General features: G+C 37.0%; 23 protein-coding genes. 17 read left to right on the top strand and 6 right to left on the bottom strand.

Annotated features, from left to right (window positions below):
* The first annotated feature begins 3 nt into the window (after positions 1-3).
* Positions 4-1,071, top strand: a complete 1,068-nt coding sequence (locus tag BMZ31_RS03685) for an ABC transporter ATP-binding protein (RefSeq protein ID WP_090830358.1) — start codon at positions 4-6, stop codon at positions 1,069-1,071.
* Positions 1,072-1,073: 2 nt separating this feature from the next.
* Positions 1,074-2,009, top strand: coding sequence for an ABC transporter ATP-binding protein (locus BMZ31_RS03680; RefSeq protein ID WP_090830357.1), 936 nt, complete (start codon positions 1,074-1,076; stop codon positions 2,007-2,009).
* Between the two features lie 69 nt (positions 2,010-2,078).
* On the opposite strand, the gene BMZ31_RS03675 is transcribed toward BMZ31_RS03680, so the two are convergent.
* Positions 2,079-2,261 (bottom strand): hypothetical protein, encoded by a 183-nt coding sequence (locus tag BMZ31_RS03675; protein WP_090830356.1) that lies wholly within the window; start codon positions 2,259-2,261, stop codon positions 2,079-2,081.
* Positions 2,262-2,476: 215 nt separating this feature from the next.
* Between BMZ31_RS03675 and BMZ31_RS03670 the strand changes: the two genes are divergently transcribed.
* The 6 genes from BMZ31_RS03670 to pepF all read left to right on the top strand — a co-directional run bounded on the left by BMZ31_RS03670 (position 2,477) and on the right by pepF (position 9,920).
* Entirely contained in the window at positions 2,477-3,052 is a 576-nt protein-coding gene (locus BMZ31_RS03670) for a GNAT family N-acetyltransferase (RefSeq protein ID WP_090830682.1), read from the top strand.
* Between the two features lie 524 nt (positions 3,053-3,576).
* Positions 3,577-3,972: a transcriptional regulator SpxA gene (spxA, locus tag BMZ31_RS03660; protein ID WP_090830354.1), complete on the top strand. Its 396-nt coding sequence runs from the start codon at positions 3,577-3,579 to the stop codon at positions 3,970-3,972.
* A 441-nt stretch (positions 3,973-4,413) separates the two neighbouring features.
* The gene (mecA, locus tag BMZ31_RS03655) at positions 4,414-5,091 is read left to right on the top strand and encodes an adaptor protein MecA (protein ID WP_090830353.1); all 678 of its coding nucleotides are present in this window, start codon (positions 4,414-4,416) and stop codon (positions 5,089-5,091) included.
* 65 nt (positions 5,092-5,156) lie between these two features.
* Positions 5,157-6,668, top strand: coding sequence for a cardiolipin synthase (gene cls / locus BMZ31_RS03650; protein WP_090830352.1), 1,512 nt, complete (start codon positions 5,157-5,159; stop codon positions 6,666-6,668).
* Positions 6,669-6,744: 76 nt separating this feature from the next.
* The gene (locus BMZ31_RS03645) at positions 6,745-7,995 is read left to right on the top strand and encodes a competence protein CoiA (RefSeq protein ID WP_090830351.1); all 1,251 of its coding nucleotides are present in this window, start codon (positions 6,745-6,747) and stop codon (positions 7,993-7,995) included.
* Between the two features lie 104 nt (positions 7,996-8,099).
* Positions 8,100-9,920 (top strand): oligoendopeptidase F, encoded by a 1,821-nt coding sequence (gene pepF / locus BMZ31_RS03640; RefSeq protein WP_090830350.1) that lies wholly within the window; start codon positions 8,100-8,102, stop codon positions 9,918-9,920.
* A 594-nt stretch (positions 9,921-10,514) separates the two neighbouring features.
* Here the strand turns inward: pepF and BMZ31_RS03635 are convergent.
* From BMZ31_RS03635 to BMZ31_RS03620, 4 genes are all read right to left on the bottom strand, one after another.
* On the bottom strand, positions 10,515-11,399 hold the full coding sequence (locus BMZ31_RS03635) for a ClpXP adapter SpxH family protein (protein WP_254778567.1): 885 nt from the start codon (positions 11,397-11,399) through the stop codon (positions 10,515-10,517).
* Positions 11,396-11,803, bottom strand: coding sequence for a globin domain-containing protein (locus BMZ31_RS03630; RefSeq protein WP_090830349.1), 408 nt, complete (start codon positions 11,801-11,803; stop codon positions 11,396-11,398). Before BMZ31_RS03630 ends, BMZ31_RS03635 begins: the two co-directional genes overlap by 4 nt.
* A 218-nt stretch (positions 11,804-12,021) precedes the next feature.
* Positions 12,022-12,633: a lytic transglycosylase domain-containing protein gene (locus BMZ31_RS03625; RefSeq protein WP_090830348.1), complete on the bottom strand. Its 612-nt coding sequence runs from the start codon at positions 12,631-12,633 to the stop codon at positions 12,022-12,024.
* A gap of 20 nt (positions 12,634-12,653) precedes the next feature.
* Positions 12,654-13,310, bottom strand: coding sequence for a CYTH domain-containing protein (locus BMZ31_RS03620; RefSeq protein ID WP_368086625.1), 657 nt, complete (start codon positions 13,308-13,310; stop codon positions 12,654-12,656).
* 150 nt (positions 13,311-13,460) lie between these two features.
* Between BMZ31_RS03620 and BMZ31_RS03615 the strand changes: the two genes are divergently transcribed.
* The 4 genes from BMZ31_RS03615 to BMZ31_RS03600 are packed head-to-tail and all read left to right on the top strand — an operon-like array spanning position 13,461 to position 16,286.
* On the top strand, positions 13,461-13,820 hold the full coding sequence (locus BMZ31_RS03615; protein ID WP_090830346.1) for a UPF0738 family protein: 360 nt from the start codon (positions 13,461-13,463) through the stop codon (positions 13,818-13,820).
* A gap of 57 nt (positions 13,821-13,877) precedes the next feature.
* A complete protein-coding gene (locus BMZ31_RS03610; RefSeq protein WP_090830345.1) occupies positions 13,878-14,516 on the top strand; it encodes a GTP diphosphokinase in 639 nt (212 codons plus the stop codon).
* 49 nt (positions 14,517-14,565) lie between these two features.
* A complete protein-coding gene (locus BMZ31_RS03605) occupies positions 14,566-15,363 on the top strand; it encodes an NAD kinase (RefSeq protein WP_090830344.1) in 798 nt (265 codons plus the stop codon).
* Between the two features lie 17 nt (positions 15,364-15,380).
* Positions 15,381-16,286 carry an RluA family pseudouridine synthase gene (locus BMZ31_RS03600; protein WP_090830343.1) on the top strand — a complete coding sequence of 302 codons (906 nt, stop codon included), beginning with the start codon at positions 15,381-15,383 and terminating at the stop codon, positions 16,284-16,286.
* 29 nt (positions 16,287-16,315) lie between these two features.
* Here BMZ31_RS03600 and prpE read toward each other — a convergent pair whose 3' ends face one another.
* On the bottom strand, positions 16,316-17,053 hold the full coding sequence (prpE, locus tag BMZ31_RS03595) for a bis(5'-nucleosyl)-tetraphosphatase PrpE (RefSeq protein WP_090830342.1): 738 nt from the start codon (positions 17,051-17,053) through the stop codon (positions 16,316-16,318).
* Positions 17,054-17,359: 306 nt separating this feature from the next.
* Between prpE and mgtE the strand changes: the two genes are divergently transcribed.
* From mgtE to BMZ31_RS03570, 5 genes are all read left to right on the top strand, one after another.
* Positions 17,360-18,739: a magnesium transporter gene (gene mgtE, locus BMZ31_RS03590; RefSeq protein WP_090830341.1), complete on the top strand. Its 1,380-nt coding sequence runs from the start codon at positions 17,360-17,362 to the stop codon at positions 18,737-18,739.
* A gap of 16 nt (positions 18,740-18,755) precedes the next feature.
* A complete protein-coding gene (locus BMZ31_RS03585) occupies positions 18,756-20,615 on the top strand; it encodes a monovalent cation:proton antiporter family protein (RefSeq protein ID WP_090830340.1) in 1,860 nt (619 codons plus the stop codon).
* Between the two features lie 115 nt (positions 20,616-20,730).
* Positions 20,731-21,501 (top strand): enoyl-ACP reductase FabI, encoded by a 771-nt coding sequence (fabI, locus tag BMZ31_RS03580; RefSeq protein WP_090830339.1) that lies wholly within the window; start codon positions 20,731-20,733, stop codon positions 21,499-21,501.
* Positions 21,502-21,834: 333 nt separating this feature from the next.
* On the top strand, positions 21,835-22,194 hold the full coding sequence (locus BMZ31_RS03575; RefSeq protein ID WP_090830338.1) for a DUF1360 domain-containing protein: 360 nt from the start codon (positions 21,835-21,837) through the stop codon (positions 22,192-22,194).
* A gap of 348 nt (positions 22,195-22,542) precedes the next feature.
* Positions 22,543-22,995, top strand: a complete 453-nt coding sequence (locus BMZ31_RS03570) for a YhcN/YlaJ family sporulation lipoprotein (protein WP_254778565.1) — start codon at positions 22,543-22,545, stop codon at positions 22,993-22,995.
* Positions 22,996-23,010 lie beyond the last annotated feature (15 nt).

Below are 23,010 nucleotides of genomic sequence, written 5' to 3'. Positions count from 1 at the left end.
AGTATGGAAAAATTATTAGAAGTTAAAAATTTAGAAGTCTCATTCCAAACTTATGGAGGAGAAGTAAAGGCTGTACGAGGAGTAACCTTTGACCTTCATAAAGGAGAGACACTTGCTATTGTAGGTGAATCAGGCTCAGGAAAGAGTGTAACTTCACAAACTATCATGAAGCTGATTCCAATGCCTCCTGGCAAAATTAAGGGTGGACAAATTCTTTTCAATGGGGAAGATATTGTTCCTAAAACCAATAAGCAAATGGAGAAAATTCGTGGTAAGGAAATCAGTATGATTTTCCAAGATCCGATGACATCTCTTAACCCGACAATGAAAATCGGCCGTCAAATCATGGAGGTTCTAATCAAGCATCAAAATATGAATACAGCTGCAGCGAAAGAACGTGCAATCGAGTTGCTTCGCCTTGTAGGTATTCCGATGCCAGAACGCCGTGTGGACCAATACCCACATGAATTTTCAGGTGGTATGAGACAACGTGCAATGATTGCCATCGCTCTTTCTGCTAATCCGAAGTTATTAATTGCCGATGAGCCAACAACTGCACTTGATGTTACAATTCAAGCTCAAATTTTGGAGCTCATGAAAGACTTGCAAAGTAAGATGGATACATCCATCATCTTTATCACACATGATCTTGGTGTTGTAGCAAACGTTGCTGACCGCGTTGCAGTAATGTATGCAGGGCAAATCGTTGAAATGGGTACAGTTGATGAAATTTTCTATGACCCACGCCACCCATATACTTGGGGATTATTAGCATCAATGCCTAGCTTGGACAATGATGATAAATCCGATTTGGCTGCTATTCCAGGAACACCACCGGATCTTACAAACCCACCAAAAGGTGATGCTTTTGCACCGAGAAATAAATATGCAATGGCTATTGATTTTGAGGAAGAGCCACCAATGTTCCAAATTTCTGAAACTCATTTTGCTAAGACTTGGTTGCTTCACCCTGACGCGCCGAAGGTTGAGCCACCTGAAGCTGTCCAAAGACGTATGAGAAAGCTTTCAACTTCCTTTGATAAGGCAGTACTTGTTAAGGAGGGTGAATAAGAATGGCTGATAAATTATTAGAAATCAAGAATTTGAAACAACATTTCAATGTTGGTCGACCTAATATGGTAAAAGCCGTAGATGGTGTTTCGTTTGATATTTATAGAGGTGAGACTCTAGGACTTGTTGGAGAATCAGGTTGTGGTAAATCTACAACTGGACGTACGATTATTCGTCTTTATGATGCGACTGATGGTCAAGTTCTTTTTAACGGTGAAGATGTTCACGGGAAAAAATCTGCAAAAGAATTAAAGAAATTTAATCGTAAAATGCAGATGATTTTCCAAGATCCATACGCTTCTCTAAATCCTCGTATGACAGTTACCGATATCATTGCTGAGGGAATTGACATTCATGGATTAGTGAAAAATAAGAAAGAACGTATGGAGCGAGTTTATGAGCTTCTTGAAACTGTAGGTTTAAACAAGGAGCATGCTAACCGTTATCCACATGAGTTCTCTGGTGGACAAAGACAACGTATCGGTATTGCTCGTGCCCTAGCAGTTGACCCTGATTTCATCATTGCTGATGAACCTATTTCAGCACTTGATGTATCCATTCAAGCACAAGTAGTAAACTTAATGAAAAAGCTACAGCGTGAAAAAGGCTTAACATACCTTTTCATTGCCCATGATCTTTCAATGGTAAAATACATCAGCGACCGTATCGGCGTTATGTATTTCGGAAAGTTAGTTGAATTGGCGCCAGCTGAAGATTTGTATAAGAACCCATTACATGCATATACAAAATCATTATTGTCTGCTATTCCACTTCCGGATCCAGAATCAGAACGCACACGTAAACGTATTTCATACGACCCAAGTGTTCATAACTATGCTGAGGGTGAAGATTTGGAAATGCGTGAAGTGAATCCAGGTCACTTTGTTTATTGCTCTAAAAAAGAGTATGAAGCTTTTAAAGCTAATTACGTTAGATAATAATAAAAAAACGATCTCATTTAAGAGATCGTTTTTTTATTACTAGAAGTTAATCACTTCTATCAAACGTTATTTCTTTCCCCCAACACTTTTCCAACCTGTTGTGAATTTTGCACATTGATCAACAAATTCGCTCTTGTTTTTGCCTCCGAAAAGCTTTTCACCGACACCGTTTGTCATTACACCCATTAGGGCAGTAATAGCAATGACAAGCCCAGCAACAATTGTTAAATCCATTATGTAAGCTCCCATGTTGGCCTCCTTATTTTTCACCCATCCAGCGGTGATTAATCAAAATGAAAAATATGTGTTACTTTCATTTTATAAGAACTATCTGATTATTAAAAGAGAAAGTTGAATAAATCCACTTAAACAAAAAATGGGGAATGTTATTTAAAAATTAGGGAAACTAATCATGTAGAGGTTTTTTTCAAAAACTGTAATTATGACATCAAGGAGTGGTAATGTTGCATTGGTATGAAAAGTTAAATCAGTATTTTCCTATTGAAGAAATGAAGTCACAAGAACATATGGAGACACTTTTGAGAGAACGCCCAGAGATATACCATAAAGATGAAGGATCTAATCATGTACTGATGTATGTGGAACTGGACCAATTCATTTTTATTGATTATTTATTTGTTTCCAATAAGTCTAGAGGGCAAGGACTTGGCCATAAACTACTAGAAAAGTTAAAGCAGAAAGGGAAACCGATAATACTAGAAGTAGAGCCCATTAATTATGAAGACACTGATACTGAGAAACGTCTTAAATTCTATAAGCGTGAAGGATTTGAACATGCACAGTCAATTGGTTATAGAAGACGTTCACTAGCAACTAAAGAGATCACACCAATGGAAATTCTTTATTGGTCGCCAGGACATGAAAAAGAAGAATTGATTTTTGAAGCAATGAAAGAAACATACGAAAAAATCCATACTTATAAAGATAAACAGTTTTATGGAGAAAATTATCAACCTGTGGAGGAAGTTCTACACTTTGATACGGAAAGTGAAAATCCTGATTTGCTTAGGGATATCTAAGTCTGGCTGTGTGAAATCAAACATCTAAAAAAATCTTTGAGAATGATGTTTAACTTATTTAATTTAAGGGTAAAGGAAATTATCTAACATTTACCTACAGAAAAACAAAATAGAAAGCGAATAATTTATGGTAGGATTTTTTCGCATTGATTGTTGCTTTTCTGATGGGATACTCATCTCGTATTCTTTGTGGCTTTGGGGCTCTTTTCGAGAAGTTTCTGAACCAAAAAGTGAAAATCCAAAAGCCGATTTTTACTTTTGCTTGTGAAAGCATCAAAGTTTACGAAAAGAGTCTAAGGGAAAGAAAAACTATTTTAGATTTAGTGAAACTTTTCTCGATTTGAATCGTCTATATAATGAGTGAATAAATATCTCAATTATTACTAGTTCATAACATTTTCAAAAAACCATACCTTTTTCAAAGAAGCTAGTGTATAATCTATGATATAAATTACTTAATTGTAATTATTATAAATAATTTCTTTCTATATATGTTCAAAAACTATTAAGGAGTGTGATTATTTGTGGTTACGCTATACACTTCACCAAGCTGTACATCTTGTAGAAAAGCAAAATCATGGCTTGAAGAACATGAAATCCCATATACAGAACGCAATATTTTCTCAGAACCTCTTTCAATTGATGAAATTAAAGAAATTCTGCGAATGACTGAAGATGGAACAGATGAGATTATTTCAACAAGATCAAAGACATTCCAAAAGCTTGATGTTAATCTAGAATCAATGCCTTTACAAAACTTGTTTGAATTAATCAAAGATAATCCTGGTCTCCTTAGACGACCAATTATCATTGATGAAAAAAGATTGCAAGTTGGCTATAATGAAGATGAAATCCGTCGTTTCTTACCAAGAAGGGTTCGTACTTTCCAATTACGCGAAGCTCAGCGCTTAGTCAATTAATATACCATATTAAAGAAAACCTGCCTCCAATGCAGGTTTTCTTTTTGTATGAAATGGATAAGACGGCTTTACAACTATATGCCTGTATTCTGGGACAAGGTATAGAACAAAGTTATCCTAATTTCTTATAGTAATTAAAAACAACCCTCTATGTAGGTGCTTTTGTCTTTTCCTCGTCAGTAGATTTTGAAATTACATGTCTGCTTTTATCAAATACGGGGAATATTGTAAATGTATAGGCAAATAACCGTTTTTATGTTTTGAGGATTTTTTATTTCCCTAATTGCTCTATTTATCATAAAATATAAGTACAAGATTCTAATAATATTGTCCCATAGAGCTTGAAGTGTATGATGGAGTTCTTTGGGTAAATAAATAGCATGAACATCTTTTTGGGGGTATTTTGTCCCTTCAATCTTGTATCGGAAGGGAGTGTCAATGATGGAGATTGAAAGAATTAATGAAAATACTGTGAAGTTCTACATTTCATATGGTGATATCGAAGAAAGAGGCTTCGATCGTGAAGAGATTTGGTACAATCGCGAACGAAGCGAAGAACTCTTTTGGGAAATGATGGACGAAGTTCATTATGAAGAGGAATTTGCGGTTGAAGGTCCATTATGGATACAAGTACAAGCGTTAGAAAAAGGATTAGAAGTTCTTGTAACAAAAGCTCAACTTGCTAAAGATGGACAAAAATTCGAGTTGCCGATTCCTAGTGATAAGCTAAAAGATATTCCTGTAGATGAACGTATCGAAGAATTGCTTGACCAACATTTCAATCCAAGACAACAGCCGAATGCTGAAGAAGATATTTTTGAAGAGGAGGAACCATTAGAGTTCTTACTCGGCTTTAAAGATTTTGAGGATGCGATTATGCTTTCGAAAAGGTCAGGATTAGATGAACTGGATACAAAGCTTTATAGCTTTGAAAACAAGTATTATCTTTTTGTTCAGTTTTCCGAAGAGCAATTTGAGGAAAAACAAATTGATGACATATTAAGTGTTTTGTTAGAATATAGTCATGAGACAAATTATACCATTCACCGTGTTGAGGAATACGGAAAGGTGATCATTCCGCAAGACGTCTTTAGTACATTGCGCAAACACTTTTCTTAAACGAAGCAACCGATTTCAACTCTTGAAATCGGTATTTTTTTTAAAATAACAGTAGGTGATTTAAACTGAAGAATACAGTTCGTGTTTTATTTTTTATATGTATAATAGGTTTGCTGACTTTTCTGTTTCGTGAAAAGTTACAAGGTGGATTTTTAGGAATTGTGAGTATTATCACGACATTATCAGTATTTTTTATCGGTCTGGTAATCTTTCTTGAAAATCGCCATCCCACTCAAACGATTACCTGGCTTGTGGTTTTAGGTGGATTTCCTTTAGTAGGTTTTGTGTTCTATTTACTGTTTGGACGGAACTACCGAAAAGAAAGAATGTTTCGCAAGAAGTATTTCTTAGATAAACAAGCCTTTCTCAATATTGAGGATACACGTGATATTAAAAGTGAAGAGAAAATAAAACAAATGGCAGATCATCAGAAACGATTATTCAACTTGGCAGAAAATCTAGGCAATAGTCCCATCTCTTTTGGTACGGCTACGCAAGTCTTAACAAACGGTGAGGAAACTTTTAATAGTATTATTGAAGAAATAAAGAGGGCACGTCATCATATTCATCTAGAGTACTACATCGTTCGTCATGATCGAATCGGTCAGGAACTAAAAGAACTTTTAATTTCAAAAGTAGCTGAAGGAGTAAAAGTTCGCTTTTTATTTGATGCAGTAGGCTCATGGCAACTATCTAAGCGTTATATTTCAGAACTAAGAAATGCTGGGGTCGAAACAATTCCCTTTGGTCCTGTAAGATTGCCGTTTTTAAACAATAAATTTAATTTCCGTAATCATAGAAAGATTGTCGTGATTGATGGTACTGTTGGTTTTGTAGGTGGTTTAAATATTGGTGATGAATACTTAGGAAGAAATGAAAGTATTGGTTTTTGGCGGGATACGCATTTGAAATTGAAAGGCGAAGCTGTAAGAACCCTGCAGTTGATTTTTCTGCAGGACTGGTACTACATGACAAATCACAGTTTCCTAACGGCCGAATACTTGTCTCCAGATTACCAAGATAATAATCATGGAGGGGTACAACTTATCGCTGGGGGACCAGATACTGAGCATAGTGTGATTAAAAACATTTTCTTCTCTATGATTACATCCGCAAAAGAAAGCGTTTGGATAGCCTCACCTTATTTCATTCCTGATGAAGATATTTTTTCAGCATTGAAAATTGCTGCTCTAAGTGGAATCGATGTTCGTTTGCTCGTTCCAAACCGACCGGATAAGAGGATTGTTTTTCATGCATCAAGATCTTATTTTCCTGAATTGTTAGAAGCAGGGGCGAAGGTATACGAGTATGAAAAAGGGTTCATGCATAGCAAGATGGTAATTGTAGATCATGAGTTGGCCTCAATCGGAACTTCAAATATGGATATGAGAAGTTTCCATTTGAACTTCGAAGTAAATGCATTCTTATACAGGACAAGAAGTACAGAAAAACTAGTGAAGGAATTTCTTCACGACTTAGAATCGGCCAAACAACTTGATTTAAAGATTTTCAGTGAAAGACATTTAGGCTATCGTCTTTTAGAATCTACTTCACGACTAATGTCACCACTACTATAAGTAAAGCCCTTTTTAAACGTGCAAAGTATAATAACTCTTGCTCGTGAAAAGGGCTCTTTTTTACGCAGGAGTTGAAGTGAGTTTTGGCGAATCAATGGATAAAGAGAGAGGAGGAGATAGTTTGTTAACAGCTGTAACAGATGGCGGTCTAGAAGTTTGTCTTGCTGATGCCAATGATAAATTGAAGCTATTATCGTATCGAAGGGAGGAGCATTTTCTCTGTCCCTCGTGCAAACAAAGAGTAATAATGAAATTAGGAGATAAGAGAATTTATCATTTTGCACATATAGGAGGTAGTTCATGTCCACATACCTACGAACGTGAATCACTATACCATCTCGAAGGAAAGAAACAATTATACCTGTGGCTAAAAAAGGAGGGGTATTGCCCCATTCTAGAACAATATGATCCGGAAATACAGCAGCGTCCAGATATTACTTTCATAAAGGATGGCAAGAAGTATGCGGTTGAATATCAATGTTCTTCGATTGCCGCAGACCTTTTTAAGAAACGAACTAAAGCGTATATCAGTCAAAACTATCATCCACTATGGATCTTAGGCGGAAACCATTTCAAACGAAAAGGGGAAAATACCATTTCATTGTCTGGATTTGATTTCTTGTTCTATAAAACAGAAGAATTCATCCCTTATTATTGTTCCAAACAAAATAAATTCATTTTAGCAACGGACATTCATCCAATTTCTCCTCAAAAAGCCTACGCAAATTTCACCTTTATTCAACCTGAAAATACACCCGTAGATTTACTGCTTAAACCTAAAAAGAAAATTCCAGTTAATTTAAGAGCATGGTGTAAGTTACTTCAAAAAGTAAGACTCAATATGTGCAAGTATCACACCCAACGTGAAGGTCGCTTTTTAAAGACTTTGTATCATAATCGCCTTAATCCCTTCTTATTACCTCCAATTGTAGGCATCCCCATCCAATCAAGTGTCATCATTGAAACTTCGCCGCTTATTTGGCAAGCATATGTCTTCTTAGACTCTATTCACAACAAGAAGCTTGGACAAACCATCTATACTAGAGACGTGATAGGGGCCTTTTTTAGAAGATGCAATTTGAAAGAGATTTTAATAAGAGAAATTCCATCTTTGTGTGGAAGCAAGGTTGATCAAGCTGTCAATGACTATCTGGAAGTATTAACTGAATTAGGGATATTAAAGAAAACATCTGAAAGCACATTTCTTCTTATGGTTAAGGTGGAGATTCCCCAGACTACTCTTGAACAACAGGAAATGGAAGCTTCTTTATATCAACTATTGGATACAATTTCTAAAACAAATAATAAAAGTACATTTCGTACATAAGATAATGATATATTTTCTAAGGGGATTTGAAGGAATTTTCTAAAAAATAGAGAATATATTCATAAAGATTTTCGTATCTCGAAATGTCGATAGGAGGAAATGGAATGGCTAATGAAACTGCTGTAAAATCACTGCCGCCACGCAGTGAAATGAAGGTCGAGGAAACGTGGAGATTAGAGGACATATTTGCAACTGATGATGTCTGGGAAAAAGAATTCAATGAAGTGAAGGCTCTTATTCCAGCTGTGAAAGAATTTGAAGGAAAGCTTGGAGAAAGTTCAGACCAGTTGTATAAAGCTCTTCAATATCAAGATCAACTGTTGGAGCGCCTTGGCAAGTTATATACATATGCCCATATGAGATATGACCAGGATACGACGAACTCTTTTTATCAAGGTCTTGATGACAGGATGAAAAATCTGTATTCTCAAGCCTCAAGTCAATTGGCTTATATTGTTCCAGAAATTTTAGCGGTAGATGAAGATAAAATTAAGGGATTCTTAGCTGAAAACAAGGACTTACAGCTATACAAAAAGGCATTAGAGGAAATCGGGTTACAACGTCCTCACATCTTATCAGCTGAACAAGAAGCATTGCTTGCAGAAGCAAGTGAAGTTTTTAATTCTTCATCAAATACTTTCGGTATGCTCAATAATGCCGATTTAGAGTTCCCAAGCATTAAAGATGAAGAAGGTAACGAAGTAGAGATTACGCATGGTCGCTACATCCGCTTTTTAGAGAGTGACGATCAAAGGGTTAGACATGATGCATTCAAAGCGGTATACAAAACGTACGGTAAATTCCGCAATACATTTGCCAGCACGCTTAGTGGCAATGTGAAAAAAGATAACTTCAAAGCTCGTGTCAGAAAATATAGTTCCGCAAGACATGCGGCATTGGCTGCCAATAACATTCCAGAAAGTGTGTACGATAATCTTGTTAGCACAGTGAACAAAAATCTTCACTTGCTGCAAAGATATGTAAAACTTCGCAAAAAGGTACTTGGTCTCAAAGAATTGCATATGTACGATCTATATACGCCACTTGTAAAAAATGCAAAAATGGAAATTCCTTATAAGGAAGCTGAAGATCTCGTTTTAAAGGGACTTTCTCCATTAGGTGAAGAATATCAGAACGTCCTTAAAGAGGGATTTGAGAACCGTTGGGTAGACGTACATGAAAACAAAGGTAAGCGCAGTGGTGCCTATTCTTCTGGAGCATATGGAACGAATCCATATATCCTTATGAACTGGCAGGATAATGTAAATAACCTGTTCACGCTTGCCCATGAGTTTGGGCATTCTGTACACAGTTATTACACACGAAAGTCACAACCTTACGCATATGGAGATTATTCCATCTTTGTAGCTGAAGTGGCATCGACTTGTAATGAAGCGCTTCTAAATGATTATTTGTTAAAGACAATTGATGATGAACAAAAACGTTTATATCTCCTCAACCATTTTCTGGAAGGATTCAGAGGGACAGTTTTCCGTCAAACTATGTTTGCTGAGTTTGAACATCTCATTCACACAAAGGCACAGAACAATGAAGCTTTAACGGCTGACGCCTTAACAGAAGCTTATTATGAGCTTAATAAGAAATATTTTGGTGAAGAAGACCTTATCCTCGATGAGGAAATTGGCCTTGAATGGGCGCGTATTCCACACTTCTATTACAATTATTATGTGTATCAGTACGCAACGGGATATAGTGCAGCTACAGCACTTAGCCAGCAAATCCTTGAAGAAGGAGAACCTGCTGTTAAACGATACATTGATTTCTTGAAAGCAGGAAGTTCTGATTATCCAATCGAAGTGTTGAAAAAAGCTGGAGTAGACATGACTAGCTCTCAACCGATTGAAGATGCATGTAAGGTATTTGAAGAAAAACTTAACGAAATGGAACAACTATTATCTAAGTAATGTAAAAGGGATGGAGCACCGGGCTCCATCCCTTTTAAAATCCTTTGAATTTTTTTCGATTATTGAAGAAAGTTACTAAGATCAAAAATGAGAGAAATAATAAAGGAGCACTAATGAACAAAGGTATGAGATGCATTAATCCGAGCAGATTAAGAACAAAAGAGAAGATAATGAGCGAAAGAATGATTATTAAAGGAAGTCGACGCATATGTAATTCTCCTCAATCTTTTTAATATATTCTTATTCGAAAGACAATCTATATATTCAATTTATATGACAATATTGTGAAATAACACACAAACTTCTTGCTCATGATTATTATCCATGGTATATTTTATTCGTGAAGTTGATCACAAACAAACATTAACCCCTTTGTTTGAACCGTGAAAGATTTCTCCCATCCCCTTTGTTCGTATTTATAGAAAAGACCTTTCAGCTTACGGAGCTAAAAGGTCTTTTTCCGTTATTATAAAGATAACTGCCAAAGTAATGAGCCTTGATGTAAGGACATAAATACGGTTTAATCGGTCTCCATTTTTGGAGTATGATATGCTTCATTCATAAAAATAGCCATGTCAACATTATGACATGGCTTTATGATTGTTCACTATATTTCCAAAATGTTCCGTATTTCGCAGGCACTTGAGTGACTACTTGTTTTAACAGAAGTTTTTTCATTTCACGCTCTACTTCAGCCACGGTCATATCATAAACAACTGCAATTTCCTTGGAAGCAACAAGGCTGAAAAACTTCAAAAAGGCTTCTAAGGGTGGTGGCTCAGATTGAGTGGGTCTTTCCTGAAGCATTTCCTCAAGTATCTGAACGTACACTTCATAAGGATAATAACCAGTAATTTTGATTCCCTCTTCTTCGGCATCATCATTAAAGAAAACAAGAGTCGGGATTTCCTGCACGTCCATCTCAGAAGTAATCTTCAAATCACATTGAAAGGCTTTCGCTGAGCTTTCAGAGTGGATATCCGTAATAAACTCTTCTACATCAAGTCCAACCTGTCTCGCACAATCCTTTAAGACTTCAAAGTTAGAAACATTTTGCTTATCCAAAAAAAGCACTTCTTGTAATTTTCTTAAAAAACGGATTCCTGCACGACGTCCTTGCAATTCAGCTGCCTTAATAGCGATAGATGCAATGTACGGAGAAGAAACTGGATTTTCGAACCAAAGGCTACCATCACACGACATACCTGATCGACTAGCGGTTTTTTCCCACATGTCAGCTATGTTCTCATAATTTTTTTTCTTGCCCATATTTAAAGTTGCCAAGCGGCCACTTAGTACATGTTTAATGGAAAAATATCTACCGTACTCAATTTGAAGTTTTTTCATTATAGGTTCGATCGCCCAGCATTCAGGACAAAGAGGATCTACGAACATATAAATTTCAATAGGCTTCTTTTCATTCCCATGACAGTGATGGGGTGTCTGATGGGATTTATAACTATTTTCATGTTTTTTCACAAGTCCTCACCCAATGAACTCTCAGTATCTGGAGTATTAATCATATGTTGAGCAGTTAAGACGAGCCTTGCGTAGTATTCATCTCTTAAACGGCCTTCAAGACCAACTTTATCCATCGCTTCTGCCATGCATGCGAGCCAGGCTTTCGCTCGTGACGGAGTAATGGGAAACGGTAAATGACGCGCTCTCATCATTGGATGTCCATGCTCATCAGTGTAAAGGGAGGGACCTCCTAGATATTGCGTCATAAATTGTTTTTGTTTACGTGCAGTTTCAGAAAGATCGTCAGGAAAAATTGGCGATAGCTCAGGATGCTTTCCAACTAGGCCATAAAACGTATCTATTAATTCATGAAGTTTTTCTTCACCGATAGCCTCGAATGGTGTGGGCATTTTCTCTCCCATGTTGCCAACTCCTTTAGTTGAGTTTAATTCCGATTAACGGAGCAGTTTATTTTCTTTATTGTAGCAATGCCTTTTTTATATCTCAAACAAATCGCTCAAATGTAAAGAGATTTTTGCAAAAAGTGGCTAAAAAGCTGTCTTCGTCCATAATCGCTCTATTAATTTACACAAAAACTCCGCCTGTTACAATGAACAAGCGGAGTTTATCGATGACAAGTTTACCCATAATAATGATTTGTCACTTTTTTTACATAGTTTAGAGTTTCTCTGAAGGGAGGAATACCGCCGAACTTATCTACGTTCCCTGGTCCTGCATTATAAGCCGCTAAAGCCAATTCGATATTATCATCATATTTATCAAGCATATTCCGTAAATATTTAGCTCCACCCATAATATTCTGTTCAGGGTCAAAAACATTTTCGACACCTAACGAACGAGCCGTGGAAGGCATTAGTTGCATCAAGCCACCTGCGCCAACATGACTCCTAGCGGCTGGATTGAAATTGGACTCTTGCTTAACAACTGATTTTATCAACTTCGCAGGCACATTAAATTGTGCTGCAGCTTTCTCAATGATCTCATCGAATGATCCTGAGAATTTAGTATTGTTTAATTGAGGTAATTGAGTGAAAGTTTGCTTGTCCAATCTGTTAAGCATACCTAACGCAGATGTGGATGTACTTATCGGTTGAGAATAGGCACTCGTTTGACTTTCCATCAAGAGTTCGTTAAAGATATCCTGAAACATGGAAGTTGGTTGTGGTGAACTAGAGCTGAAATTTTGCATCGCCTTTAATTCCAACATCACCTTTAATTTGTCGATGTTCATGTATAGCCTCCTTCGGGTCTTTAGGAATCCTCTTGCAAGCTTGATTTGCGCTCATAAAAGCGCTGAATTTTATTATTTGTTATTCTCATCGGAATAACATGCTCTTTGAGTAATTCAGAAAAAATCTTTAATCCAGCCTCATAATTTTCTACTTCGTATTCTAACTCAAAATCCTCGAAATTTAAATAGTAACTATGGTCCAAAACAAGTAATCCTTGCCTAAAATTTATTTCTGCTCTTTCTGTCTTTAGAGAGCCAAAATAGGATAAATCAGAGAAGGAAATGCCATATTGCTTAATGATTGCTTCAATAGGACCGCCAGGGAGTTTTCCGGACTGGAATGCAGTGGCTGCTTCATCTTTGCTGATGATTTGATTCGTTTCTAACAATTCCTGACCAGAGGGCTGTTTTAAAGTCATTTCGTATGAGCCATCTTTTTCCCTTATTCGAAGTGCGGAATGGAGGTTCTTAAGAGCAAATGTCTCTGTATCAAAATAATGATTTTCTTGTAAGAAAAAATCGTTCGGGGTAATACCAAATGCATTGCATAATTGGTCGAATTCCGATTCAATGAGTAGATTTTTAAACTCAATCTCTAAATGCTGTGACAATACAATCTTCCTTTCAGCTTCTAAGTCATTTAATGAATTTGGTTTTTCTAAATGGATTATCTTCAACGTTTAGTTCAACGGGTACAAATGGAATAATGGCTCAGCATTCGGAATGCATCCTCTAATATTATCCCTTTTAAAGCTATTTACTGCAATCTTTGGGAGAAATGTGAGGATTATGCTAAAATAGGTAGGTGTATAATGGAGGTTGAAAACATGAATAACAAAATAAACATAACAGAAGCAAACATTAGCGAAGAGAACTTATTTTTAAAGGTTGAAAGTCTATCGGCAACTCTAATGCCAAGAGGACAGATGCTTGTAGATTCAGATCATTTTGCATTTATTTATATCTTGGAGAATGAGGATGCCTATACATATCTGGCTTTGCCTGAATGGAGTTGGCCAACCTTGAAAACCGCGAATGAAAAAGGGGTTAAGGTGTTCGCCATTGCAGGTGAAGCAAATATTGAGCTAACACAATTCAATGATGAACTTTCATATCTAATTGAAAACATTAAGGGTAATAGTAATTATGGTGATGAAATGGTAAAGAAAGTAGAAGACTTATTCTAATGCTTTAAAGCTTTTTATTTAAAATAGTAGCTTGTATCATCGGGTGAGGTGTAAAGCATGAAACATTGGGACCAGTTTTTGGCTCCTTATAAGCAAGCGGTTGAGGAACTAAAGGTAAAGTTGAAGGGCATGCGAAGCCAATTCGAAATGGATTCCGTCCATTCTCCAATCGAGTTTGTTACCGGAAGAGTTAAGCCAATAGCAAGTATTCTTGATAAAGCAAATCAAAAGGGAATTCCCCTTGATAAATTAGAAACAGAAATGCAAGATATTGCTGGTTTACGTATGATGTGTCAATTTGTAGACGATATTCACACTGTAGTTAGAATGTTAAGAACTCGCAACGATCTACAGGTTATTGAAGAGAGAGATTATATTTCTCATAAGAAATCAAGCGGTTACCGTTCTTATCATGTAGTGATTGAGTATCCAGTTCAAACTATCCACGGAGAAAAGAAATTGCTTGTTGAAATTCAAATCAGAACATTGGCGATGAACTTCTGGGCTTCTATTGAACACAGCCTGAACTATAAGTACAAAGGGCAATTCCCATCCGATATTCAAATGAGGCTAAAGAGCGCGGCAGAAGCAGCTTTTCGTCTAGATGAAGAAATGTCGACCATACGTGGAGAAATCCAGGAAGCCCAAGCATTCTTTACTCGAAAGAAAGAAACACAGCAAGAAGGCAATAATTGATATGAATAAAAAGATATCCACTTGCGCATTTCTTATAGGGGGGTAAAGCATGAAATTTGCAATAACATCAAAAGGCGATCAAAAATCAAATACGTTAATGCATAAGGTCAGGACGTACTTGCTAGACTTCGATCTCATCTATGATGAAGATCAACCCGACATTGTCGTTTCTATCGGAGGAGACGGCACATTGTTATATGCTTTTCACCGATATAGTAGTCGGTTGAATAAAACAGCCTTTGTAGGGATTCATACAGGGCACCTGGGGTTTTATGCCGATTGGCGTCCTGATGAGATTGAAAAATTAGTCATTGCCATCGCAAAGACTCCCTATCAGGTGATTGAATATCCATTGGTTGAAGTTATTATTCGCTATCAGCATGGCGGCAAGGAATCACGTTACCTGGCATTAAACGAATCGACTGTAAAAAGTGTAGAAGGAACGCTAGTCATGGACGTTGAAATTCGCGGAGCCCATTTTGAAAGGTTCCGTGGAGACGGTCTTTGTGTGTCTACACCTTCAGGGAGTACAGCATATAATAAAGCATTGGGGGGTGCGATTATCCACCCATCTATTGCTGCTATTCAACTGGCTGAGATGGCATCCATTAACAATCGAGTATTTAGAACTGTCGGATCACCATTGATTTTACCAGCACATCATACGTGTATGCTAAAGCCTGTTAATCGCTCAGACTTTCAGGTGACGGTAGACCATCTGACATTGTTACATAAAGATGTGAAATCGATTCAATTTAGAGTGCCAGATGAAAAAATCAGATTTGCGCGTTTTAGACCATTTCCATTCTGGAAAAGAGTACATGATTCTTTCATTGCAGACGAATAAGACTGGAGTAACGGAACATGCCTACCCGCTTTAAATTGAATTGGAAAATTGACACTAGTGATACCGATAAATTATTGAAAGATTTTCTTAAAGAGCAGGAAATATCCAAAACGGCGTTAACAGATATCAAGTTTAAGGGTGGCAGGATTGTCATTAATGGCGAGGATGTTAATGTTCGATACAAATTGAAAGTTGGAGACGAGGTTACGATTTATTTTCCGCCCGAAGAGCCAAGTGAAGGGGTTAAAGGTGAAAATATTCCACTAAACATTGTTTATGAAGATGAATACCTTCTCGTCATTCAAAAACCAGCGAAAATGAGCACAATACCTTCAAGGGAACATCCGCAGGGAAGCCTCGCAAATGCGCTGGTAGGACATTACGAAAAGATTGGCATCAGAGCTACTTCACATATCGTAACAAGATTGGACCGTGATACTTCTGGTCTTGTTTTGGTAGCGAAACATCGTCATACACATCATTTATTAAGTAAACAGCAAAAGAGCGGGAAGGTTAAGAGAACTTATGAAGCATTTGCTGAGGGGCATTTCTCCACTTCTTCGGGAACGATTGAGGAACCAATCGGCAGGAAAATGGATAGCATCATTGAAAGAGAAGTGAGGGAGGATGGTCAATACGCCTGCACGCATTTCAAGGTCATCCAGTCGATAAAGGGATTCACTCATCTAGAGTTGAGGCTGGAAACAGGCAGAACTCATCAAATTCGTGTACATCTTTCCCACAAAGGACATCCATTAGTGGGAGATGACCTTTACGGTGGACATACTTCTCTTATGGTTCGGCAAGCCCTTCATTGTAAAAAACTCGCCTTCTATCATCCTTTTCTTAAAAAGGATTTGGTCTTTGAATCTTCACTTCCTTCAGACATGGCGGCACTTATCCATACAGAAAAAGCTGATTAACACTTTTTTGTTAGTCAGCTTTTTTCAATTCATTTATCTTCGCGAAACTTTTCGGCGACATATGGCATGGAAGATGGGACGGATACAATTTCCATCTCAGGATATCTTAATGCACTTAGCTTTCCGCCAAATACTGCACCAGTGTCTATGTTATAAGTATTCTTATAAATTTTCGCTTCTATTACAGGTGTGTGTCCATATACGACGATGACATTGCCTGAATAATTTAATGTCCAATCACGACGTACTGGTCTTCCATCTGGATGCTTTTCACCCGTAATATCTCCATAGAGGACAAACGTCTTAACCTTTGCATCATTTCTTCCTATATAGTCATGACGAATCCCAGCATGAGCAATTACGAGCTTTCCATCATCGAGAAGGTGATAGAGGGGGGAATTTTCATACAGTCGAATAAAATCATTTGAAATCTTGTTTTGCTCTTTCTTTGGAAGAGCCCTGTATTCCGCGGCAGTGGTTTCCAAGCCATGAGTTTCTTGAACCTTGTTTCCCAAGAAAAAACGATAAAGCTTATTACAATGATTGCCTGGCGTGTAATAGGCTTTCTTATTTGATACAAGTTTTGAAACAATTTCTGCAACCTTCAAAGAAGCAGGTCCACGATCTGTGAGATCCCCAACAAAACCGAGCAAACGACCATCAGGATGGACTGGAATACCAGTATCCCATTTGTACCCAAGTTCCTCCGTTAAAGTTTTAAATTCATCAAAACAACCATGGATATCACCGATTATGTCAATATTCATTAGAGTCACTCCTTAAGAAAACATCAAATTAGCATTTCGTCATTCTAGCTATTACTATAAGTATAACCAAGACATTTCAAAATGAAAAAAAGCCGCTCATGGTTTTAAGCTATTAATGTTAAAATAATAAGGCTCTTTTCTATTGGTGTTTTTCTTGAAAAATTGTGAAAACAGCCAATAATAAAGATTTAAAGCAAAGGAATTGAGTAAGGACTTTGAATTCTGATAGAAGCCCCAAAAATAATAGAAAAAACAATGAATTCATGTAAAAAAAGTTATGGAATATGCTTGAAAGGGGCAAATAAAATGGAAGAACAATTACAAGAAAAGACACGCAATCGAATGGATACAGATTTACTCATCAAGACTCTTGCTGAAGAAAATTTGGAATTATTCAGAGAGGAATTCCTCGATTCTCATCCATACGATCAAGCAAATTTTTTCAAAGAATTAGACGAAGAGACCAGAACAAAGATTTATCATTATTTATCACCAGAAGAAATGGCTGGTATCTTTGAAAACTTAGAGCTTGAAGATGATGAATATAAAGAAGTTCTTTCCGAAATGAACTTGAATTATGCGGCTGATATGCTTTCCAACATGTATGCCGATGATGCAGTAGACGTATTGAACGAGCTTGATAAAGATCAAGTGGCTAGTTACTTGACGATTATGGATAACGAGGCTGCCCAAGAAATTAAGGACCTCCTTCATTACGAGGAATATACGGCAGGAAGTATCATGACGACTGAATTCGTGGCGATTCTGGCCAATCAAACTGTCAGATCTGCCATGTATATTTTGAAAAAAGAAGCACCACGTGCTGAAACGATTTATTACATCTATGTGGTTAATGAAGAAAAACAACTTGCTGGAGTTATTTCCCTTAGAGATCTAATTGTCACGGAAGATGACACGATGGTTTCAGAAATCATGTATGACCGGGTGGTATCTGTTTCTGTTGGGGATGATCAAGAAGAAGTAGCACGAAAAATGCGCGATTATAACTTTTTGGCCTTGCCGGTCGTGGATTTTCAAAATCATTTACTTGGAATTATTACGGTTGATGATGTTATGGACGTTATGGAGGAAGAAGCTTCAGATGACTATTCAAAGCTTGCAGCGGTATCGGATATGGATAATCTTGATAAAGGACCACTTGCCTCCGCGAAGAAGCGACTTCCATGGTTGATTATCCTACTATTTCTTGGGATGTTAACCGCAAGTCTAATTGGACGCTTTGAAGAAACGTTAAATAAGGTAGCAATTCTCGCTGTATTTATTCCTTTAATAGCTGGTATGGCTGGAAACACTGGAACGCAATCATTGGCCGTAGCAGTCAGGGGGATTGCTACTGGGGAATTGGAAAGGGAGAATAAGTCCAAACTTATCTTCAGAGAAGCTGGTACTGGTTTGATTACTGGCGCCACGTGCGGGGTATTGATTACTTTGGTTGTTTATTTATGGCATGGGGACCTTTTTCTCGGAATGCTTGTAGGCATCTCTATTCTTTGTACATTAACTGTTGCGACCATCGCAGGGTCTTTGATTCCATTGTTTATGCACAAGTTGAAAATTGATCCTGCCGTAGCTTCTGGTCCGTTTATTACAACTATCAATGACATACTTAGTATCCTCATCTACTTTGGATTAGCAACCATGTTTATGAGTTACTTGACACCTTAATGAGGGAGGTAAGAAAGTGGAGCATCATGCATCTTTAACTTCGTTAGTGATAGTGATCATTGTAGCATTCTTAACCCCTATCTTGCTGCACCGTCTGAAACTGGCCGTGATTCCTGTTGTTGTTGCTGAAATCATCATGGGGCTCGTAATTGGTAAGAGTGGATTCGATGTCGTCCAACAAGACATGTGGATTGAAACTCTCTCAACCCTTGGGTTTATCTTTTTAATGTTTTTAAGTGGTCTTGAGATAGACTTTAGTGTGTTTAGAGGTAAAAAGAAGAAAGAAAAATTGTCGAGTGGGAAATTTGAACCTAATTCCTTCTTAGTAGCAACATTGATTTTTATAGGAATTTTTATTTTTTCATTAGGATTATCCTTTTTATTTGTCTTTTTAGGCTTTATCGAGAATGCATTTTTGATGACATTGATTATTTCAACCATTTCCCTCGGAGTGGTAGTACCCACATTAAAAGAAGCGAATCTAATGAAAACAGGAATTGGGCAAATCATCTTATTGGTTGCTGTCATTGCCGACTTAGTGACAATGATTTTACTTGCGGTATTTGTTTCACTTAACGATAAAGGAAATTCAAATATGTGGCTTTTACTTATTCTATTTGCCGCAGGCGTGGGTTTATATTTTATCGGTAGGAGATTTAAGAACCGTAAATTCATTGAAAAACTCTCTACTGGTACGATTCAAATTGGAACGCGTGCGGTCTTTACCTTGATTATTCTTTTAGTAGCTGTCTCAGAAAAAGTAGGGGCAGAAAACATATTAGGAGCCTTTTTAGCGGGTGTACTCGTATCTCTACTGTCTCCTAATCAGGATTTAGTTCATAAGTTAGATTCTTTCGGTTATGGATTTCTCATTCCGATATTTTTCGTAATGGTAGGAGTGAAACTTGATGTATGGTCCTTACTTGGAGATGAAAAACTTCTGATACTGATTCTGTTGTTACTTGCAGGTTTACTGCTCTCCAAGCTGGTTCCAGTCTTTCTTTTAAAAAGATGGTATGACATGAAAACAGTCATCTCTTCAGGTTTCTTGTTAACTTCCACACTTTCACTGGTAATAGCCGCGGCAACCATTGGGGAAAGGATGAATGTAATCACTCCAGAAATGAGCGGTACCTTAATACTTGTTGCTATCATCACCTCCATCTTTACGCCGGTTGTCTTTAAAAAGATGTTTCCGAAAGAAAAACTACACCATAGAAAACTGAAGGTAGCCTTTGTTGGAGCGAATCAAATTACAATGTCTGTTTCAAGAGATTTAAATGCATCTCTTTACGATGTGAGCATCTATCATACAACACAGGAGAAGTCTGAAAAACAAATTGCAGATTCCTTGTTTGATATTAGGGAAATAGTGGACTTTACTTCAGATGACATTGCAAAAACAGAGATTGTGAAAGCCGATGTAGCATTCATTTCAACAGGCGATGAAGAAACGAATGCTAAGCTTGCACTTTTTGTGAAAGAACAAGGAGTCGAAAGGGTTATCACAAGAATTGAAAGTCCAGATAGGGAAGTTGAACTGCAAGAACACGAAATCGAAGTATTTTCAGCATTTCTATCCACAAAAGCGTTGCTGACTGCCCTAATAGAATCACCAAGCATTATAAACATCCTGACAAACCAGGATTCAGCTTTATTTGAGATACAGATGATGAACGAGAACTTTGATGGCATGACAGTAAGAAAGTTTCCTTTTACAGGCGATGTAATATTTGTACGTATTTTCAGGGGAATCGATTCCCTCATTCCACATGGTGACACAGAACTTAAAGTAAATGATCGCTTGATTGTATCGGGCTCAAAAGAATATGTAAGTAAGTTAAGGCGTGAACTTGAGTTTTGTGAGCAGTGTTAAATAAGGTTTGGTATGTTTGCAAGGTGCATAAACCGTTAACTCTTTTCTTTTTTGGATGTATCGTGTAATATTAGTACTAGGTGCTAATAACATGTATAAACTAGGGGGATATAAATTGAATCTTTCATTATCCGGTAAAACATACGTAGTAATGGGTGTAGCTAATAAACGCAGTATCGCTTGGGGGATTGCGCGTTCTCTTCACGATGCTGGTGCTCAATTAATCTTCACATACGCAGGTGAAAGACTTGAGAAAAGTGTTCGTGAACTGGCAGAATCACTTGAAGCGGAACGCACAATCGTATTGCCATGTGATATCACGGTTGATGAAGAAGTTGCTCAGTGTTTTGCACGAATTAAAGAGGAAGTCGGAACCATTCAGGGTGTAGCTCATTGTATAGCATTTGCAAATAAGGAAGAACTTCAAGGCGATTATATGAATACAACACGTGAAGGATTCTTGTTGGCTCATAACATCAGTTCCTATTCTTTAACAGCTGTCGCAAAGGAAGCAAAAGATTTGATGGTTGAAGGCGGCAGTATCGTAACTTTAACGTATCTTGGCGGCGAGCGTGTAGTAGCGAATTATAACGTAATGGGTGTTGCGAAAGCATCTCTAGATGCTAGCGTTAAATATCTAGCTTCTGATTTAGGAAAGCATGGCATCCGTGTTAATTCTATTTCAGCTGGTCCTATCAGAACGTTATCTGCAAAAGGTGTGAGTGATTTTAATTCAATACTAAAAGAGATTGAAGAGAAAGCTCCATTGAGAAGAGTAACAACACAGGAAGAAGTAGGAGATACAGCATTATTCCTTTTCAGTGAACTCTCAAGAGGAATTACTGGTGAGAATATACACGTTGATTCAGGATTCCATATTTTATAGTCATTCAGCCCCGTTCCGATGTAGGAACGGGGTTTTGTATTGTGGGGAATTGTCTAAGTGAGAATGAACTTGATAACAGAGATAACGTCCAAAACTTCAAACTGTTAAATCTTAATAAGGTCTAATTTTTTGAAGTTATCATGTTTACTTCCCAATTTTAATAATAATTTAATACTCCCAATGAATTGAAAATAGGCTAATAGAATGTCCAAAGAAAGTTGAATGCATAAAATATAAATAAATTGAAGCTGAAAATGGTTGTGAAAGAGTGTCTGAATTTTACAGCCTTCAATATTTATCTTACGAGCTCGGTCACTAAAGGAGGATTCGGTAATGATACTTGGATTGGATATAAATATCATCATTATTATTGGATTCGCGACCTTTCGTTTAACAAGATTGATTGTATTTGACAAAATCATGGATAATGTTAGAGCTCCTTTTTTTGATGAAATTATTGAAGAAAACGATTTAGGGGAGAAGGAAATTTATCTCATACCTAAAAAATCTGGAATTCGTCATTGGATTGGACAATTATTATCTTGTTACTGGTGCGTAGGGATTTGGGTAAGTACCTTTCTGGTTTTCATGTATTTGATTTTTCCAACCTTAGGGGGACTTCTGATCATTATTATGGCGGTAGCGGGAATAGGCTCTATTATCGAAACAGCAATAGGTAAAATGCTTCCATAAGAGGTAGTTTTCAGATAATAAAAATTAGTAAGAAGAGGTGAACTTTCCATGATAAGTAAAGGTTCTGATGTTTATATTAAAAAGCAACAAGAACAACAAAAACAGGTTCAGCAGCAAACCAAAGTGAAAAAGAATTGCGGATGTAACAAAAAAAAACAACGTTCTTAACGAAACGGCTGTCTCAAAAGAGACAGCCGTTTCTTGTATATAGGATTAACAGATAAATCTTAGGTACAGTGACTGAGAAGGAGTATACATTTATTTATTGGCATAAAAATCATTTTTGGGAAAAGACTATGGTTAAAATGAAACCATAACTATAGGAAAGGGATTACCATGATTAAAAAGATGCTCTTAACAATAGTAATTACGATACTTGCAGTCGGCTGCAGCCATGAAAAAAATTCCCAAGAAAGTAAATTGGCCCTTATAAAAACAACCAATCCACAGCCTTTGAACATTTCAGCGAGAGAATCAACAAAAGTGGATGAAAAGATTGAAAAGGATATCTCTTCATTTGAGGAAATATATGATGTTGCAGTTATTAAGGGCAAGAAGGAAATCCTTGTTGCTTATAAAGTGAAGCATATGAAGAGATTCGGAATGAAAAACATCGAAAAGAAAATCAATAAGTTGCTTGAGAAGAAGTATCCCGATGAAAATTTCATCGTTTCAAGTGATTATAAGATTTTTCTAGAGGCTGTACAGCTTCGGGAGGATTTGGAGAAGCCTGATTTTTCAACGAAAAAAGCCCAAAAGAGATTTGAAAGAATCATCAATTTAAAAAAGGAATTAACTTAGTAGGGAGGAGCAAAT

The organism is Bacillus sp. cl95 (assembly GCF_900115925.1).
GTDB lineage: Bacteria > Bacillota > Bacilli > Bacillales > Cytobacillaceae > Neobacillus_A.
Note: the sequence above shows the minus strand (reverse complement) of the source record. Positions and strands in the feature narration are given on the sequence as shown.

What these genes read in the sequence shown, in the direction of transcription:
- BMZ31_RS03685 (WP_090830358.1), top strand. Translation starts at nt 4, where the DNA reads ATGGAAAAATTATTAGAAGTTAAAAATTTAGAAGTCTCATTCCAAACT.
- BMZ31_RS03680 (WP_090830357.1), top strand. Translation starts at nt 1,074, where the DNA reads ATGGCTGATAAATTATTAGAAATCAAGAATTTGAAACAACATTTCAAT.
- BMZ31_RS03675 (WP_090830356.1), bottom strand. Translation starts at nt 2,261, where the DNA reads ATGGGAGCTTACATAATGGATTTAACAATTGTTGCTGGGCTTGTCATT.
- mecA (WP_090830353.1), top strand. Translation starts at nt 4,414, where the DNA reads ATGGAGATTGAAAGAATTAATGAAAATACTGTGAAGTTCTACATTTCA.
- pepF (WP_090830350.1), top strand. Translation starts at nt 8,100, where the DNA reads ATGGCTAATGAAACTGCTGTAAAATCACTGCCGCCACGCAGTGAAATG.
- BMZ31_RS03630 (WP_090830349.1), bottom strand. Translation starts at nt 11,803, where the DNA reads ATGGGAGAGAAAATGCCCACACCATTCGAGGCTATCGGTGAAGAAAAA.
- BMZ31_RS03625 (WP_090830348.1), bottom strand. Translation starts at nt 12,633, where the DNA reads ATGAACATCGACAAATTAAAGGTGATGTTGGAATTAAAGGCGATGCAA.
- BMZ31_RS03615 (WP_090830346.1), top strand. Translation starts at nt 13,461, where the DNA reads ATGAATAACAAAATAAACATAACAGAAGCAAACATTAGCGAAGAGAAC.
- BMZ31_RS03610 (WP_090830345.1), top strand. Translation starts at nt 13,878, where the DNA reads ATGAAACATTGGGACCAGTTTTTGGCTCCTTATAAGCAAGCGGTTGAG.
- BMZ31_RS03605 (WP_090830344.1), top strand. Translation starts at nt 14,566, where the DNA reads ATGAAATTTGCAATAACATCAAAAGGCGATCAAAAATCAAATACGTTA.
- BMZ31_RS03600 (WP_090830343.1), top strand. Translation starts at nt 15,381, where the DNA reads ATGCCTACCCGCTTTAAATTGAATTGGAAAATTGACACTAGTGATACC.
- prpE (WP_090830342.1), bottom strand. Translation starts at nt 17,053, where the DNA reads ATGAATATTGACATAATCGGTGATATCCATGGTTGTTTTGATGAATTT.
- mgtE (WP_090830341.1), top strand. Translation starts at nt 17,360, where the DNA reads ATGGAAGAACAATTACAAGAAAAGACACGCAATCGAATGGATACAGAT.
- BMZ31_RS03575 (WP_090830338.1), top strand. Translation starts at nt 21,835, where the DNA reads ATGATACTTGGATTGGATATAAATATCATCATTATTATTGGATTCGCG.
- BMZ31_RS03570 (WP_254778565.1), top strand. Translation starts at nt 22,543, where the DNA reads ATGCTCTTAACAATAGTAATTACGATACTTGCAGTCGGCTGCAGCCAT.